This is a genomic window from Pseudomonas sp. NMI542_15, from assembly GCF_021283425.1.
GTDB lineage: Bacteria > Pseudomonadota > Gammaproteobacteria > Pseudomonadales > Pseudomonadaceae > Aquipseudomonas > Aquipseudomonas fortuita.
Genome location: NZ_JAJSRO010000002.1, coordinates 260,267 through 274,277, shown reverse-complemented (window position 1 = coordinate 274,277; position 14,011 = coordinate 260,267). Strand labels below are relative to the sequence as shown.

The window sequence follows — 14,011 nt, the reverse complement described above, 5'->3', positions numbered from 1 at the left end:
TGCGAGGAGGCCTTGAAGCCGAACAAGGCCTTCAGGCCCGGCGCGCCACGCGTGCCGACGGCGAGGTAAAAGCCCCTGCGCGCGTCGTGGACTCCCCCGCTGCGTTCAACAGTAGGGTGGGTGCGGTGCTGGCGGCCCTGCCGGGTTAAAGTGTCTTTACTGCGACTGAAGCTGGCATCGTGACTGGAGGCGTTGCAATGACAAAGACCGTTGTGAAAGCCCGCTTCGAAGCAACGCTTCTTCGTCCGGTAAACCCTGGGGATGATTCGTCATGGGCATTCGTGGTACTGCCAAAAGAGGCGAGTGCACAGCTTCCCAGGCGCGGAAGGACGACAGTTGAAGGCACATTGAATGGATACCCTTTCCAGGCAACCCTTGAACCGGATGGTCAACTGAGCCATTGGCTGCAGATCAGCTCTACGTTACTCGACGCTGCAAATGCTGCCATTGGCGACATCGTTACACTGGAGGTGAGCCCTGTGCCGAAGGAGCCCGAACCTGGCATCCCTCCCGATTTTCAGGAGGCACTGGCAGCCACGCCTGAGGCTCGTCTGGTCTGGACCAATACGACGACCCTCGCACGAGTAGACTGGATACACTGGATCACGTCAGCCAAGCAGGCCCAGACGCGCGCAAAACGAATCGCCAATGCATGCGATATGCTTGCCTCCGGCAAGAAGCACGTTTGCTGTTTCGACCCGTCTGGTTACTACAGCAAGGCCTTCCGTGCGCCTGAGGCGCAAGATTGAGAAACGCCGCCGCGGGTGGGAATCCTGAAGCACAAGGGGTCAACCACCCATCCCAGATGCCTCACTAGCAGCAAGCATACTCATGGATCGAAAAGCAAACCCGTCATCCACCCCTGACTGGGTCATACGCAGCACTACGCCTGGCAGCGTGGAGCGCATCGAAGCCTGGTTTGGTGGCCATGGCTACGACCCGCATCGTCATGACACATACTCGATAGGCCGTACCCTTGCCGGTGTTCAGAGCTTTCACTACAAGGGGGCGCTGTGCCACGGCGTGCCAGGCAATACCCTTGTGCTGCACCCGGATGAAGTACATGACGGCATGGCTGGCACGGAGGTGGGCTTTCGATACCGTATGGCCTACATCGACCCGTCGTTGATCCAGAACGTGCTCGGGGGCGAACCGTTGCCTTTCATCGCCGGCGGGCTCTCCTGCGACCCGCGTTTGTACCGCGCCAGCGAGGCGTTCGTACAAGCCTTGGACCATCCTCTGGAAACACTGGAGGAGCAGGACGCCGTGTATGACCTGGCCATGGCGCTGCGTGCCGTCGGTGGTAAGCCACGTGGCCGCAAACGCCTGGACTACCGCAGCGCCGAGCGCGCCAGAGCGTTCATCATGGAGCATCTGCACGTAGGCATCACGCTGGAGATGCTCGAACAGGCCAGCGGGCGTGAGCAATGGAGCTTGTCGCGGGACTTTCGCGCCCTCTACGGCACCAGCCCTTACCGGTTTGTCACGCTACGGCGCCTGGACTGTTTTCGCAGGCTGATCCTGGACGGCTTCACCCTGGTCGATGCCGCCCTCGCCGCAGGCTTTCACGATCAGAGCCACATGACCCGGCACTTCACTCGCACCTACGGCGTACCGCCATTGCGTTGGTTGGAACGCTTGCGTGCTGTTCGCTGAGTTGCAGGATCGTACAAGAAAGCCGTGTTTCCCATTCGATAGGCTGGTCGCTCCAACTAGAGAGGATCGGCCATGTCCGGCATACATCAGCAATGCGTACCGCAGCCTGTGAACCTGACTCAAAAAGCTTCGCTTATCGAGCAACAGTGGAGTCCACGGGTGGTCGCGGAAATGAACGACTACCAATTCAAGGTGGTTCGCATCGAAGGTGAATTCATTTGGCACTCGCACCCCGAGACCGATGAAGCGTTTCTGGTACTCGAAGGCCTCTTGCGCATCGATCTCCCAGAGGGCTGCGTGCATGTGAAGCCGGGCGAGTTGTATGTGGTGCCGCGTGGGGTAGAGCACAGAACAGCGGCAGAGACGGAGACGAAGCTCATGATGATCGAGCCGCGAGGCGTGTTGAATACCGGTCATGAAGGCGGGGAGCGAACGGCTGTGAATGACGTCTGGATCTGAGTTGACGTCCGTAATTGCAGGTTGCCCACCTCGTCATAGCGGTCTGCAGCAGGCCAGCGCTGTTGGTTTCGCTGAGCAATTGCCCGTTGGCGTCGTAGGTGTAGTCGAGTCGCTGTTGTTCTCCTTTGTTGTCCGTAAAGGTGATGGACAGCAGGTTGTCGGCAGCGCCGTAGCCGTAGTCGGTGGTGCCATCTTCAGTGCGCTTGCTGAGAAGACGGCCGATTGCGTCGCGCTCGAAGTCATGGCGGATGGCGGTCGTGCGTGTCGGCGGAGCGTTGTCGGACAGTGGCGGCTGTTCGTCAGGCGAGGGCACATGGGTAAGGCCAGTGACCTCATCCAGCACGTTGTAGGCATAGAGGTGGCTACTGCCATCCAGGTCCTGTTGCGCGACCAGCCGGTCCAGTTCATCCCAACCGAAGCGGTATGACTCGCCATTCTCGTTGGTGAGTTGCAGTAACCGACCATAGGCGTCGTAGCGGAACTTGACGCTGTAACCCATGGCGTCCTGCGTTCGACCAAGCGGCCGTTGCGGTCGTAGCAGAGCTGCGGGCCTTCAGGGCTTCATCGCCTGCACAAATTAAAGTCGGAGATCTCGGTAGCTCCTGATGGGGTAAATGCGCCAATGCGAGCGCCGGAATATAATAATTTGGGTCAGAGTTTTTTGTTGGGGGTATGATCTTTGAGATACTTGGCTGATACTCTACTCCACCATGGTTTGTCGGTATTTATTTGGCCGGGTAGATTGGTTATTCGTTTGTTTTTCAAAGACTTAATTATTAACTCGTCAGATTCCTTGATTATGTTGTCTTCATGGTGGAGGCCGAGCATTGTCATAATGTTTATGGAATCAAATAAATGCCCTATTTTTTCGCGCTCTTCGTATAATAGCTCCCCGTCATGGGTGGACAGGCGCTTTAGATATTCGAAGGTTAGTTTAATGGCGTCAGGGAATTTTGAGTTGTTAACGCTTGAAACAAATTCCGTTGCGAGTCCCCTGTCTGCTAGTTTGTCGCTGCAAAGCCATGTATAAATTTCGCTGGCCAGTATTTCAATGTCATGAGGTCTTCGGTATCCTTTTGTAATGCTGGTCATCATCTTTTGCTCAGGGGACATAACGTGTAGCCTCTAATTTGCAGTGCTGAATCACGGTAAGCGCCTTAAGTTTGGCCATGATTCAGGAAAGTGGGTTAAAATAATAGGTGCCTTTCCTGTCTGACTGGTTGCGGTAAATAACCCACTGTCAGGATCATAATAGCCGACTCTTGGTTTATTGGTGTACCGGTCTTTGTAGGTGAATTTTCTGCCATTCTGTATTGTGGTTCTTGCACTGAAGTCGTATTCTTTTACGGAGTTTGCTCCAACTTGAGAGCCATGTTTTTCGAAATGTTCTCTGAGGCTGGGCCCACTAATGTTTTGACGTGCTCTGTTCCATTTTGAGTTCTTGGCAACACCACAAAACAATCCAAGAGGGTCAATCCATGCCAGAGGGTTCGGTCCATACGCATATAAGTTTAATCCACCCTCCAGTTTAATAGGGTCCGGTTGAATAAAGTGACCAGTGGTAAAGTCGTAGAACCTGAAGGTGTTGTAATGTAGGTTTATTTCTCTGTCAAGATACTGACCTTGATATCGCAGGTTCTGTTCTCTGGCCTGACGTGGACTGTGCCACTCATCCCGCGTCTGCCCCCAGCCCTCATAATCACTACGCCAAGTCGCCTTGCCTTTCGCATCAGTCAGTTGCTCGGGCAGCCCGGCTAGGTTGGTATGAAAGTACTGTACCACCTCCCGACCCATCGACCCGTCGATCCGTGCCAGCGGTTCATAGCTGTCCGGAGTGGCATACACATACAAGCTAGCCAACCCACTCTGCACTTCTTGAAGCAAGCGCAACCCTTGCCAGTGAAACAGCACCCGCCGACGCGGCTCTGGATAGTCGCTCTGGTAAACCTCCTTGCTAATCCGCCTCCCCAACGGGTCATAGGCAAACACCACCCGCTCACGCTCGCCACTGCGGTACTGCTCCACGCAAACCAGCCGCTGCTCGGCGTCATACTCGAAATACTGCACCCAGTTGCTGCCGATCCGCTTCTCGCACAACCGCCCAAAGCGGTCATAGCGGTAGCGCTTGTCTTGATACACCAACACCCGGTTGTGCTTGATCAGGCCATTGAGCTTGGGCCCGTCGAACAGGTTACCGGCCTTGTCATACTTGAAATCCTCGACCTGCGTGGCTTGCCAGTGGGGGCGTGACTGTTGGACGGTTTGCAGTTGCTCGTTGAGGTCGTAGCCGTAACGGTTGCGTCCCGAGTGGCTCTTGCCGGTGTGGTTTGTATCACCCCATAAATGAAACGACCAATGCTCTCGATAATCTACGTGGCTAAAGAATAGTGAGTTTGTCGGGATGACTAGACGTTAACATTTAGCCGTCCTGAGCTTGAGCAGTTTAATCGTCGTAGTCCTCTACACACTTCCACGTGCCAGGGGTGGTGAGCTTAACTCTTATTAAGCGATTTTCTATGTTGCTGAACAGTACGTGGAGAGTGTATTGTGCAAAGTGCCAGACGGCGTATCCAGTTAAGTCGCTATTTCCTTGCTTTGAAGGGGGAGTGGATATTTTCAAAAAAAGGGCTCTTGGGCAATCCTCGAAATCAAGATCGTTGGGCAGACGACCACCCCAGCCCGCAGAGTCTTGATCACGATTTCTATGGAAAGTGATTGAGTGAAATAGTGCTCCAGTACTTGAAGTTACAAATTGTAGTGATAGGCCTAATGATTCTCTGAGGTCGAGCTCGGTATCGTTCTCGGAAGCTTGATGGTTTTTATCGTTTAATGAATCCGGCCAGAGCTCTCTAAATTCTCGACTATGAACAGCACATCCCAAAGCATTGTATATTGTTTCTAGGTTAGGGAAGTCGAGCTGTGTGGTGCTGCTTATTGGATTTGGCAGCATTCTACATGCGACTTTATCAATTGTGCGGTCATTATTTTTGTAGTTTAAAGTGAGTCTGTAGCCGTTCAAATCCCATGTGTCATTAACGTATGAATGTCGGGTGGTTTCGAATTTAGCAAGCTTTTCATTGGCTTGCTTGCGGCTATCTGAAAAGTTTAATCCTTCTGGTAAATTTCCCGGAAATTGCTTAATTTTATGATTTTCGGAATAAAAATAGGCTTGTGCGAGGATCAGCTTTCCATGTCCCCAACGAAAGCGTTCGGTGGCAGCCTGATACTCTTCATCTACGAAACCAAGCTCCAGTCCGAGCTTGCGAACTAAGATCCAATCATAAAATTCGAAGTGTGATGCGTTTGGTCGTTGCGGGCGACGCAGTGTGTTTAATTTGCGAAACAGGTTTATCACTCGCTCATCATCACTGGCGGCGCCAAAAAGGGATGTGAAATCTGTCGCGTTCATTTCTTATGCCTCTCTATGCTCGATTTCTATGCTCTCGGTAATGGCTTCGTTCCTAAAGCGGAAGCCCTACAGAGACGATGATTGCTCCTTCATTCTTACTGAGAGTCACGTGAATCCGGTGGTTTCCGCGTTTCCAACGCAAGCGAATTTCTTCTGGATTTCTCCATTCTGGGTCGCCAAGTAATGAAATGAGTTCAGATTTTTTTAGGCCAAATGTCAGCCCGTAAGGTAACGTGCCTTGATAGACGGAAAATGCTTCTATTTTCCTTCCATAGTATCGAATGTTTACCAGTACGAGCGCTCCGTCCGGGTAGTCGCGTTGAGGGGTGCTGAGTGATTCTGAATCCGAGAATGTTAATTCGATTCCAGTCATCTCGTTTGAAAGGTAGGTGTCTGTATCTCCCCGTGGAAGAATGGGAGGGTCATTAATGTCTAGCGCTGCCAGCAGGGTGTCAAGCTTAGTTTCGCCGTAGTAATATCCTAGGTATTCAAAGTGTTTCATTGCAGCTCTCGTAGTCCACGGTTGATGAGGTCATTAAGTCTTTTGTCAAACCAATCATTGTCTTTGAGCACTCTCTTGGCAGCCTGTATGTAGGCTTTTTTGCATCCTCCATCGGTGTCATACTCATCAATGCGTTCTAGCATCGCTTCGACGTCTCTGCGCGCAGAACCGGCAAGATCTTTCGCATCTCTTGCAGCATTGGCAGAAGTTTGCCCGTAGGTTGGGCTGATGTCTATATGTGCTTGTCGCGGAACTGCTATAGAGTTTCCCCAACGCTCTATAGCCTGCGCTTCAGCTTTGGTTAGTTTTTCACCTTTCAAAGCTTCTGCGCGTGCTTTCAGTGCTGCTTTGGAGGGAATATGGTCGCGATCGTATTTGCCCTTACCATTTTTCCTTTTCAGATCACCACATTTACCGTACTCGCCGCACTTTAGTTTTTTTCTTCCCTTGCTCTTTCCGCCTGGAGGTACTCTCTTTTTACGGTTCTTATTTTTTTTATTGGTGGCTTTGCTGGAAATGTTCTCAACTATTTCGTTGGCTGTCTTATCATTTGCTCGTTTCGCCATCTGATTGGCGGCCTTGGCCGAAGCTTCCGCAGCCGCTTTTGTGCCATATCGTCCGACTTTGCCTGCTGTGCCCAGGTAACCTACGAAGGGAATAGCCGAAAGCAGGGACAACGCCGCACCTGCATAGTCACCCCGGGATAGGCTGATGCCGGCGTTAGCGACATCGGCAATCTCGCCCACCACTGGAATCAGGCCAACAATATCCAGCCCTAACTGGATACCGTCCAGCACCTGTTCGCCCGTTACCCCTTCTGCCGGTGTCTCGCTGTCCACGTCAGCATTAGAGCCGTCGGCAGTCTTACCCATTGGGGGCGTTTCACCGTTCACGCGCCCCAGGGTGTTGCCATTGGGCGAGGTGATAGCGCCACCGTGATCTGCGGGTGGGTAGAGTTCAGTGTAGGTGGGTATGTCCTGCAGGTCAGCAAGTTCTCTCTGAAATGCCTCCTGACGCAATGCTTCATATTGTGCTTCGTCGAGTTCCAGGGCTTTGCCCCACTCGTTGACCCCATCGGCGAAATCAACCAGCACCTTGCCGGTGCCGTCAGTCTGCACGAACATTCGGTCCGGGCCTCCTGAGAACTTGCGTAGAGGCACTTCCTTTACCTGGACATGCAGTGTGTCCAGTTGAAGGGGCTGTTCACTCATGGCATCAGCTCCCATTCATCCAGAACAGGTCGCCATGACGAACCAGGTGACGCCCCTCGGCACGTACGGAACTGCTGTGCTCCAGTGGGTGACACTTGCCCTCGACAGTGCCGCTCTTGATGCCTTTGGCCTTGCCAGCTGCGTCGCCGATGGTTTTGGGTGTGAAGCTACGTTTGTAGACCACAACCGGGTGACCATTGGCGCGTACGCTCTTGGCAACCCCGGTGCTGGTATCGAGCTCTGCGGTAACGGGATAGGGCACGGGTGGAATGCTGCTGCCCATGGGCGTTTTGCAAACATCGGGGGCGATGCTGACGACCGTCCATTTGCCCTGTTGGCGGGCCATTACGTTGTCGGCCATGTCACAGCTGCTCCCTATTGAGGCGTTTTGCGCGCCGGATGATGGGAGCGTCAGGATTGGTCTCAAACCGCGCTTCGAGGACACGGATATCGAGCGACCCAGGCAGGCTGATGCGGTGGGTCATTGACAGCGTCATGGCATCGGTATCGATACGTAGCGTGTCGGTGAGCATGGGCAGCGGGAGCATCACACCGTTGGTCATACGCATGAGTACGAAAGGTCTGTGCCCAGGTAACTGGAAGTCACAGCGCCCGTCAGCGCTCAACGATGGGTCGGTCAGATTGAACAGCGTGATGCGCGCGTTGGGCGCCGGGTGAGTGATCTGTTGATCGGAGGGGGCGCCGTTCCAGTACGTGAAGTCGAAGTCTTGCGGCAGGCCTGGCCAGTGATTGTCTTGCCAGGTTTGATCATAGGTGCCGGCGAGTGCCAGACGTGGGGACCACGCCCGGCCGACGACGCCAAAGCCTGCGGGCGTGTAGCCATACCCATTGGCCACATCGGCCATGGCTGATGCATCCAACGGGCCCGCAGGGTGCCGTGTGCGAACGAGACGTTCAATGGGATCGTCCAAATGTTCTATTTGGGGGCCCCGCAAGCGCTCAAGGGAGTCGCCCGTCAGCTCGTAATGCAACTTTCCATGGCGGTGCTCTAGCCATCCACAGCCTAATGGGTTACTAAAGCAGACTTCGTTGAGTAGAAACTCGGGAGCATCGGGTGCGCGCCCAAATTGTGGGTTGGCGATTTGGCTCGATCCCCCAAAAGCCTGCTCCCAGCGCAGCGGAACGCGGGTAGCGAGTTCTGGTTCGGAAAAATGCCAACCGAGTAGGCCATGGCGAAACTCACGCGGGCCAGTAAAGCGAAGTGTTTTGTCCAATAACAACTGCGGCGTGCGCTGTTCCCTATTACGTCGCCGCACTTCCAGGATATTAGCCTGATGCTCTTGCAGTTCGGCGGCGGTGAGGCAAACACCCGGTGCACGCTTTGGCGGCGCTGGATCAGGGAGTTCGACTCTGGGGCGGGTGGATGTGATGCGTAATCCAGCCTCCCAAGTGTGTGCCGGACGTCCTGCAGGTGCATGTGTGTGGCCGACTACGATGACATCGCAGCGGGGTTTGAAGGGCGCCAGGTCGCTTTCTTCAAGTACGGAGCTGAAGCCGGGTTCACCATGGTAGGTATCGGCCGTACATAGTCGCAGCGGGTCTTCATCAATGACGATAGCGCGACAGTGTCCTGGCTGATTTTCAATCGGTTCAAGGCGGTAGCCGACCTTCATCGCGATAACCGGATGTTCCTGTCCGTCAGGCGCGAGCGCACTGAAGCACATGACGTCAAACGGCGTCAGGTTGCGAAATTCCATGTTGGGTTACCCCTTCAGTTGATATCGACGTCCTTGCCGTTGATTTGCACAGGCCCTGTGGCACTGAAGTCAAAGTTGCTGCCGTTGATCAACACGGTCCCATCGGACTTCATGACCAACGTGGATTTGCCCACCGTGATACTCAGCTCGTCGCCTGCGGTAATGTTGAAGCGGTTGCCGACGATCACGGACTTGTGGATGCCGACCTGTTCGCTTTGGCTAAGCCCAACCGTCGTGTTCATGGCCGCGCCGACACTGACCTGATACCTCGCCCCAATGCTCAACGCCTTCGCCAGTCCGATCGTCTCCGCCTTGGCCAGCGCGATGGTTTCGGTCTTGTTCGCACCGATGGTCACGCTGCGGTTGGCGCCGATGCTGATGGTTTCGTTCTTGCCAACGTCTTCGGTGCGGTGGTCACCAATGGAAATGGTTTCGTTGTGGTCTACGCGTTCGCTGCGGTTGTTGCCAACGAAGGTGGTTTCGTTATTTTTGACGATGTTGTTCTGATCTCTTTCGGCATGGATGAATACTTCCTGCCGGCCTAACTCATCCTCGAAACGCAGCTCGTTAAAGCCATCGCCCTTGTGGGTCTGGCTCTTGATGGTCATGCGCGTTTTGTGATCGGGCAGGTCGTAGGGCGGCAGTTGGTCACCGCAGTAGGTACGCCCGGTTATCATCGGCTGGTCGGGGTCACCATTGACGTACTGGATGATCACGTCCTGGCCGATGCGCGGGATGGCCATCGCGCCCCAGCTGCCACCGGCCCAGCTTTGAGACACCCGCAGCCAGCAGGAACTGAACTCGTTGTTCTGGCTTTCGCGGTCCCAGGGGAAACTGACTTTTACCCGGCCCCATTCATCGCAATAGATCTCTTCGCCCGGTGGGCCGACGACGGTCGCCATGTGCGGCCCGTCGATTCGCGGCTTTTCCAATGGCGCAGGGCGCCATTCGGTCCGACCGGGGACCAGCACGGCGGTCTGCTCGTAGCGCGTGCTTGCATCGACGTCGGCGGCTTCTTCCTGCAGGCTGGTGAACTGAGTGCCTTTATGGATGACCGTGTTCACCCGCCAGTGCGCATTGAGGTCTATACGCGGGTGGCCGGTCAGGGTGAAGCTAAGACCCGGCTGCAGGCGCACGTCATTACCCTGGACCTCGGCAATACGTACATCATGGCGCAGCGCTGTGATGCGGTTTTCAGTGAACGGTTTGCCCACGGCATCGCGCTTATAGCGGCCTGGGTAATCGAAGTATTCGTACTCTTTGGACTGATGCTCCAGAAAGGGCCCGGCGGCTCTGTGCTCCTGGCGGTAGGCAGGGTTGGTAAAGGTATAGTCGCGCTGCACCTGGCGGGCAGTACGCACTTGCTCGCTGTAGCGCAAGCGGCGAAGGCAAGGCGTGGCTTGATCGCCGCCGCTGTTGGCGTGGTACAGCACGCTGTCAGGCTCTGAAGGCTCGTCATCATCGCAGAAGCCTTCGTCTTCATCGTCGGTCTTGATGGCACCATGGCTGATCAGGCCGAAGGACTGCAGCCGATCGGTGATGATCAGCTTGTGCAGCTTTTCACTGTGCGCGAAGCGGTAGACGAAGCCTTCTTCAGCCGCCAGGCGGGCGATGAACGCCAGGTCCGTCTCACCGGCCTCAACGCAGAACTCGCGGACCTGATGGTCCATGCTGGCGCGCAGTTCGTACTGGTTGATACCTTGGCGCTGGAGCATCAGCTCAAGAATTTGCGGCACGGTCTTGTGCTGGAAGATGCGCCAGTTCGAACGCAGGTTGGCGCGGGCCAGCTGTGGCTCGATCAGCGCGTCATAGTAGGTGCGGTAGAAGCCACTTTCCGCCTGGCTGAAACGACTGACCAGTCCGTGCACGTAACGCACCGGGCGTTCCGCTTGCCAGATGGTGAAGAGCACGGGTTTGTCGAGCAGGTGGCCGAAATCGATATCGTTTTCGTAGCTGATCAACTTCAGTTCCAGTTCGAAAGGTGTGCTGATCCCTTCTCGGAGTTCGAACGACACCACTTCGAATTCAGCTTTGCCAACCAGCGGCTGGAAGCTGTAACGCAAATCAGATTGGCTAGGCATAAGCAATCCTTGTCCGCCGTCTGAGGTGACACAAAGTCCGGGCAGGTAAACCCGCCCGGCGCATTCATGAATATCAGGCGACTGGTGCGCGCCAATCATCAGAGCCACCGGTGCCCGCTACGGTGTGCTCCCAGACGATCTTTCGATAGGTCATCGCAACCTCGACCAACTGCGTGTAGTTCTCGTTCACCTTGTCTTGAGCGTGGGGGAGGACGGTGTTGATGCTGACAATAGTTGCGTCTTCAAGCGTGGTTGAGAAGAAGTGCTCTTGTTTGCCTTCCGTCGAGGTGCGGTACCAATTGACTTCGACTGTCGACAGCATTTCGCCTGTGACCAACGCTTGATACATCAGCGGCGTCGCCTTGTTGAGTGAACTGGTGAACATGAACGGCTTGTGTACGCGCTGGCCGCTCGGCTGACCATTCTGTGGATCAGTGGGTGTGGTCACTTCATGCTTGATTTCCTGAACCAGGATTTGATCTTCATGACCTTGCTGGTAAACGTTACCGACCGAGTCGGCAGTGAATGCACCAGCAGTGATCAGGCCTTGGTTCTGTCCAGTGATCTTGATGTAAGCGGGTGTTGGCATGGCAGTTTCTCCTGCATCCATGTGGATAAACACGCGCACTCAGGGTGGCGTGGCCATCGGAAACGATGGGCTTGTCAACGAAGCAATTGCCTCGTCAATTCGTTGAATTCAGTGGCGTCTGTGGGCGGCTGTTTACTGTTGCAAGATGCCGTTGAGCGACTCCAGTACCTCGGTGGTGATCAGGTGCAGGCGGTAGCTGTAAATGCCATAGGCCACCGCCATGGCAATGGCGGAAATCACTAACGGGCTCCACCACGGCCATTGCCGGTTCATGCGGAAATTGCGCGGGGCCACGTTGGTGTAGGGATCGCCGACCGACTCCGGCACGGGGCCGCGCAGTTCGCGGATGATCCCGTGAAGCTGGTGAATAAGCCCGTTCAGTGACTCTTCGCCTTTCGGCGCGATGGCGTACTTGCCCTTCAGGCCCAGGCACAGGGCGAAGTACATGAACTCAAGCACGTCCTGATAGCGCTCGGGCTCCTGCATCAGGCGCGAGAGCACAGTGAAGATTTTCTCCCCACCCCAGGTTTCGTCGTGGAAGATGCTGAGCAGGGGTTCCTGACTCCAACAGCTGGCCTTGCCCCAGGGCCTTTCCATGACTGCTTCATCGATGAAGAGGCACAGGCCGTAGGAGTACGCCAGCAGCTGAGTGGGTTCGTAGCCGTGCTGGCGTATCTCCTCACGAATATTGTCGATCTGGTTGCGTACTTGCTGGTGCACGTCCTTGATATTGGGCAACGCGTCCAGGGTGCGCAGGCGTATCACCAGGCCGAACAACGGGGCAGCGGCATCCAGCATCAGGTTTTCGTAACCACCGCGCAGCTGGAAGTCCGGGTCAGCTGCGTAGCCTGCATAAACAGGCTCTGACTTGGTTTTCTGATCGGAATCTTCAGCTTCAGCGGGTGCGGGTGAGTCGCCGGACAAGGACTCCTCAATCATCGTCTGCAGTTTTTTGCTTTCAATCTGTGCAGCATCAGTGGGGAAAGTCTTGTTATCTACCATGTCATTCACTCCTGATCGCCCAGAACTGCAGTTCAAGTCCAGGGAACTCGCCTGCGACATGAATACCGAAGCCATTGGAGGTGTTCATGGCCGCCCAGGTCGGGTCGCGGCGGTCCAGTTCGAAGTAGGTGAAGCCTGCATGGAAAGGCAGATCCCGCGGCGCCACGGGCAGCGGCACCAATGGAATACCGGGCAGTTGCAGCGGCACGACTTCGTTCAACGATTCCAATGAAACGACTTTGGCCTTTTGCACAAACATCTGGCGCAACGTTGGCGGTGGCAAATTGGCGCGCACGGCCAGGATGAAATCGGCTTGGTCGATCAGGCGACGGTCTTCCAGTGTGGTGGTCATCACCCCAAACTCCAGCGTCTCCAATGGCAGCGATACCGCCCTAGGTTGCAGTACCGTGCTAAGCGCCCGGCGAAGGGTGTCTTCCAAGGGCTTGAACGACGTGCGCAGCGCGGTGTGGTGATAGGCGGGATATTCCTGCGGCAGGCGGGTCTCGTCGGTGAAGGTGACGAACTCGCCACAGGCCTGGCTCATGCACAGGTACAGCTGCTCAGGATGGGTCTGGCCTTGCCTGGCCAGATGCTGGAAGCATGGCCACCAGCGGTTCATGGCCTGCAGCAGGTTGAAGTCGCGGATGTCCGCGATGCCGGACTGCCCTGAGGCACCAATACGGGCCGCGAGGTTGCGTGCCCGCTCGCGCAGGGAGTTGGTGATTTCTTCCAGGAAGCGTTGCAGCGCGGGTACGGCACGCACTGAAACGCTGGTGGGATAGAAGCCTTCGTCCAGTTGCAGACTCCCGTCCGGGCGGCGTTCCAATATGCGGGCCAGGGCCAGCCGTGTGTAAGCGCTGCTATCGTCAGCCTTGCGTTTGAGCTGCAGGTTTGGCACTGCCAGGTCAACCTGCACCAGGTCGCCGTCGGCGCTGTGCGTGTCCTTGATTTCCTCTGCCTGTGCGCGGTAACGGAAGTTGGCGGCATTGTCGGGCCAGCTCACCTCGCGGCCACCCTCGGTACGCAGCGGCAGGCACAGAAAGATCTCGCTGTCCTTGGCGCCGTCGTCCTCGATTTCCAACGGTGGAGGTGGCGGCAGGTCAGCAGGGATATCGAACACCGTGCCGTCCGGCATGATGCCGCGCGCGCGGGTGATGGCGATCTTGCCCAGGCTCAAGTACTCCTCGTTCAACTGCAGTTCGCTGAAGCCATAGAAGGCTGCGTTCAGGCTGCCAAGGCGCTGATGCAACGCTGCTTCGGCGGCACGGGCAGCCTGCTGAAAATGCTGCGGTTTGACGAATAGGCCCTCAGGCCACAAGACGGGATTACGTGAACTCATGAGCGCTCCATGTCAGCGTGAGTAAGCGAGAAGGGCAGGGTTAAA

15 protein-coding genes are annotated in these 14,011 nt (G+C 55.7%); 3 read left to right on the top strand and 12 right to left on the bottom strand.

Annotated features, from left to right (window positions below; all coding sequences use genetic code 11):
- The first annotated feature begins 197 nt into the window (after window positions 1-197).
- From LU684_RS04545 to LU684_RS04535, 3 genes are all read left to right on the top strand, one after another.
- Complete coding sequence (locus tag LU684_RS04545) at window positions 198-749, top strand: YdeI/OmpD-associated family protein (protein WP_102689617.1); 552 nt, start codon at window positions 198-200, stop codon at window positions 747-749.
- 82 nt (window positions 750-831) lie between these two features.
- Window positions 832-1,656 carry an AraC family transcriptional regulator gene (locus tag LU684_RS04540; RefSeq protein WP_023049340.1) on the top strand — a complete coding sequence of 275 codons (825 nt, stop codon included), beginning with the start codon at window positions 832-834 and terminating at the stop codon, window positions 1,654-1,656.
- Window positions 1,657-1,728: 72 nt separating this feature from the next.
- On the top strand, window positions 1,729-2,115 hold the full coding sequence (locus LU684_RS04535; RefSeq protein WP_016486135.1) for a cupin domain-containing protein: 387 nt from the start codon (window positions 1,729-1,731) through the stop codon (window positions 2,113-2,115).
- Here LU684_RS04535 and LU684_RS04530 read toward each other — a convergent pair.
- From LU684_RS04530 to tssK, 12 genes are all read right to left on the bottom strand, one after another.
- Window positions 2,033-2,614 (bottom strand): RHS repeat domain-containing protein, encoded by a 582-nt coding sequence (locus LU684_RS04530; protein WP_232894199.1) that lies wholly within the window; start codon window positions 2,612-2,614, stop codon window positions 2,033-2,035. The two genes, LU684_RS04535 and LU684_RS04530, sit on opposite strands and share 83 nt — an antisense overlap.
- A gap of 152 nt (window positions 2,615-2,766) precedes the next feature.
- Window positions 2,767-3,210, bottom strand: a complete 444-nt coding sequence (locus LU684_RS04525; protein ID WP_232894198.1) for a hypothetical protein — start codon at window positions 3,208-3,210, stop codon at window positions 2,767-2,769.
- 48 nt (window positions 3,211-3,258) lie between these two features.
- A complete protein-coding gene (locus tag LU684_RS04520) occupies window positions 3,259-4,260 on the bottom strand; it encodes an RHS repeat domain-containing protein (protein WP_232894197.1) in 1,002 nt (333 codons plus the stop codon).
- Window positions 4,261-4,558: 298 nt separating this feature from the next.
- Window positions 4,559-5,524: a hypothetical protein gene (locus LU684_RS04515; protein ID WP_232894196.1), complete on the bottom strand. Its 966-nt coding sequence runs from the start codon at window positions 5,522-5,524 to the stop codon at window positions 4,559-4,561.
- A 52-nt stretch (window positions 5,525-5,576) separates the two neighbouring features.
- Window positions 5,577-6,026 carry a hypothetical protein gene (locus tag LU684_RS04510; RefSeq protein WP_232894195.1) on the bottom strand — a complete coding sequence of 150 codons (450 nt, stop codon included), beginning with the start codon at window positions 6,024-6,026 and terminating at the stop codon, window positions 5,577-5,579.
- Window positions 6,023-7,237, bottom strand: coding sequence for a hypothetical protein (locus LU684_RS04505; protein WP_232894194.1), 1,215 nt, complete (start codon window positions 7,235-7,237; stop codon window positions 6,023-6,025). Before LU684_RS04505 ends, LU684_RS04510 begins: the two co-directional genes overlap by 4 nt.
- Before the next feature lie 4 nt (window positions 7,238-7,241).
- Complete coding sequence (locus tag LU684_RS04500; RefSeq protein ID WP_232894193.1) at window positions 7,242-7,598, bottom strand: DUF4150 domain-containing protein; 357 nt, start codon at window positions 7,596-7,598, stop codon at window positions 7,242-7,244.
- Between the two features lies 1 nt (window position 7,599).
- Window positions 7,600-8,955, bottom strand: coding sequence for a DUF2169 family type VI secretion system accessory protein (locus LU684_RS04495; protein ID WP_232894192.1), 1,356 nt, complete (start codon window positions 8,953-8,955; stop codon window positions 7,600-7,602).
- A gap of 14 nt (window positions 8,956-8,969) precedes the next feature.
- A complete protein-coding gene (locus LU684_RS04490) occupies window positions 8,970-11,036 on the bottom strand; it encodes a type VI secretion system Vgr family protein (RefSeq protein ID WP_232894191.1) in 2,067 nt (688 codons plus the stop codon).
- Window positions 11,037-11,109: 73 nt separating this feature from the next.
- Window positions 11,110-11,625, bottom strand: a complete 516-nt coding sequence (locus LU684_RS04485; RefSeq protein WP_232894190.1) for an Hcp family type VI secretion system effector — start codon at window positions 11,623-11,625, stop codon at window positions 11,110-11,112.
- Window positions 11,626-11,757: 132 nt separating this feature from the next.
- Window positions 11,758-12,564: a type IVB secretion system protein IcmH/DotU gene (gene icmH, locus LU684_RS04480; protein WP_442964197.1), complete on the bottom strand. Its 807-nt coding sequence runs from the start codon at window positions 12,562-12,564 to the stop codon at window positions 11,758-11,760.
- 64 nt (window positions 12,565-12,628) lie between these two features.
- A complete protein-coding gene (gene tssK, locus LU684_RS04475) occupies window positions 12,629-13,966 on the bottom strand; it encodes a type VI secretion system baseplate subunit TssK (RefSeq protein WP_232894188.1) in 1,338 nt (445 codons plus the stop codon).
- Window positions 13,967-14,011 lie beyond the last annotated feature (45 nt).

What these genes read in the sequence shown, in the direction of transcription:
- LU684_RS04545 (WP_102689617.1), top strand. Translation starts at nt 198, where the DNA reads ATGACAAAGACCGTTGTGAAAGCCCGCTTCGAAGCAACGCTTCTTCGT.
- LU684_RS04540 (WP_023049340.1), top strand. Translation starts at nt 832, where the DNA reads ATGGATCGAAAAGCAAACCCGTCATCCACCCCTGACTGGGTCATACGC.
- LU684_RS04535 (WP_016486135.1), top strand. Translation starts at nt 1,729, where the DNA reads ATGTCCGGCATACATCAGCAATGCGTACCGCAGCCTGTGAACCTGACT.
- LU684_RS04530 (WP_232894199.1), bottom strand. Translation starts at nt 2,614, where the DNA reads ATGGGTTACAGCGTCAAGTTCCGCTACGACGCCTATGGTCGGTTACTG.
- LU684_RS04525 (WP_232894198.1), bottom strand. Translation starts at nt 3,210, where the DNA reads ATGATGACCAGCATTACAAAAGGATACCGAAGACCTCATGACATTGAA.
- LU684_RS04515 (WP_232894196.1), bottom strand. Translation starts at nt 5,524, where the DNA reads ATGAACGCGACAGATTTCACATCCCTTTTTGGCGCCGCCAGTGATGAT.
- LU684_RS04510 (WP_232894195.1), bottom strand. Translation starts at nt 6,026, where the DNA reads ATGAAACACTTTGAATACCTAGGATATTACTACGGCGAAACTAAGCTT.
- LU684_RS04505 (WP_232894194.1), bottom strand. Translation starts at nt 7,237, where the DNA reads ATGAGTGAACAGCCCCTTCAACTGGACACACTGCATGTCCAGGTAAAG.
- LU684_RS04500 (WP_232894193.1), bottom strand. Translation starts at nt 7,598, where the DNA reads ATGGCCGACAACGTAATGGCCCGCCAACAGGGCAAATGGACGGTCGTC.
- LU684_RS04495 (WP_232894192.1), bottom strand. Translation starts at nt 8,955, where the DNA reads ATGGAATTTCGCAACCTGACGCCGTTTGACGTCATGTGCTTCAGTGCG.
- LU684_RS04490 (WP_232894191.1), bottom strand. Translation starts at nt 11,036, where the DNA reads ATGCCTAGCCAATCTGATTTGCGTTACAGCTTCCAGCCGCTGGTTGGC.
- LU684_RS04485 (WP_232894190.1), bottom strand. Translation starts at nt 11,625, where the DNA reads ATGCCAACACCCGCTTACATCAAGATCACTGGACAGAACCAAGGCCTG.
- icmH (WP_442964197.1), bottom strand. Translation starts at nt 12,564, where the DNA reads ATGATTGAGGAGTCCTTGTCCGGCGACTCACCCGCACCCGCTGAAGCT.
- tssK (WP_232894188.1), bottom strand. Translation starts at nt 13,966, where the DNA reads ATGAGTTCACGTAATCCCGTCTTGTGGCCTGAGGGCCTATTCGTCAAA.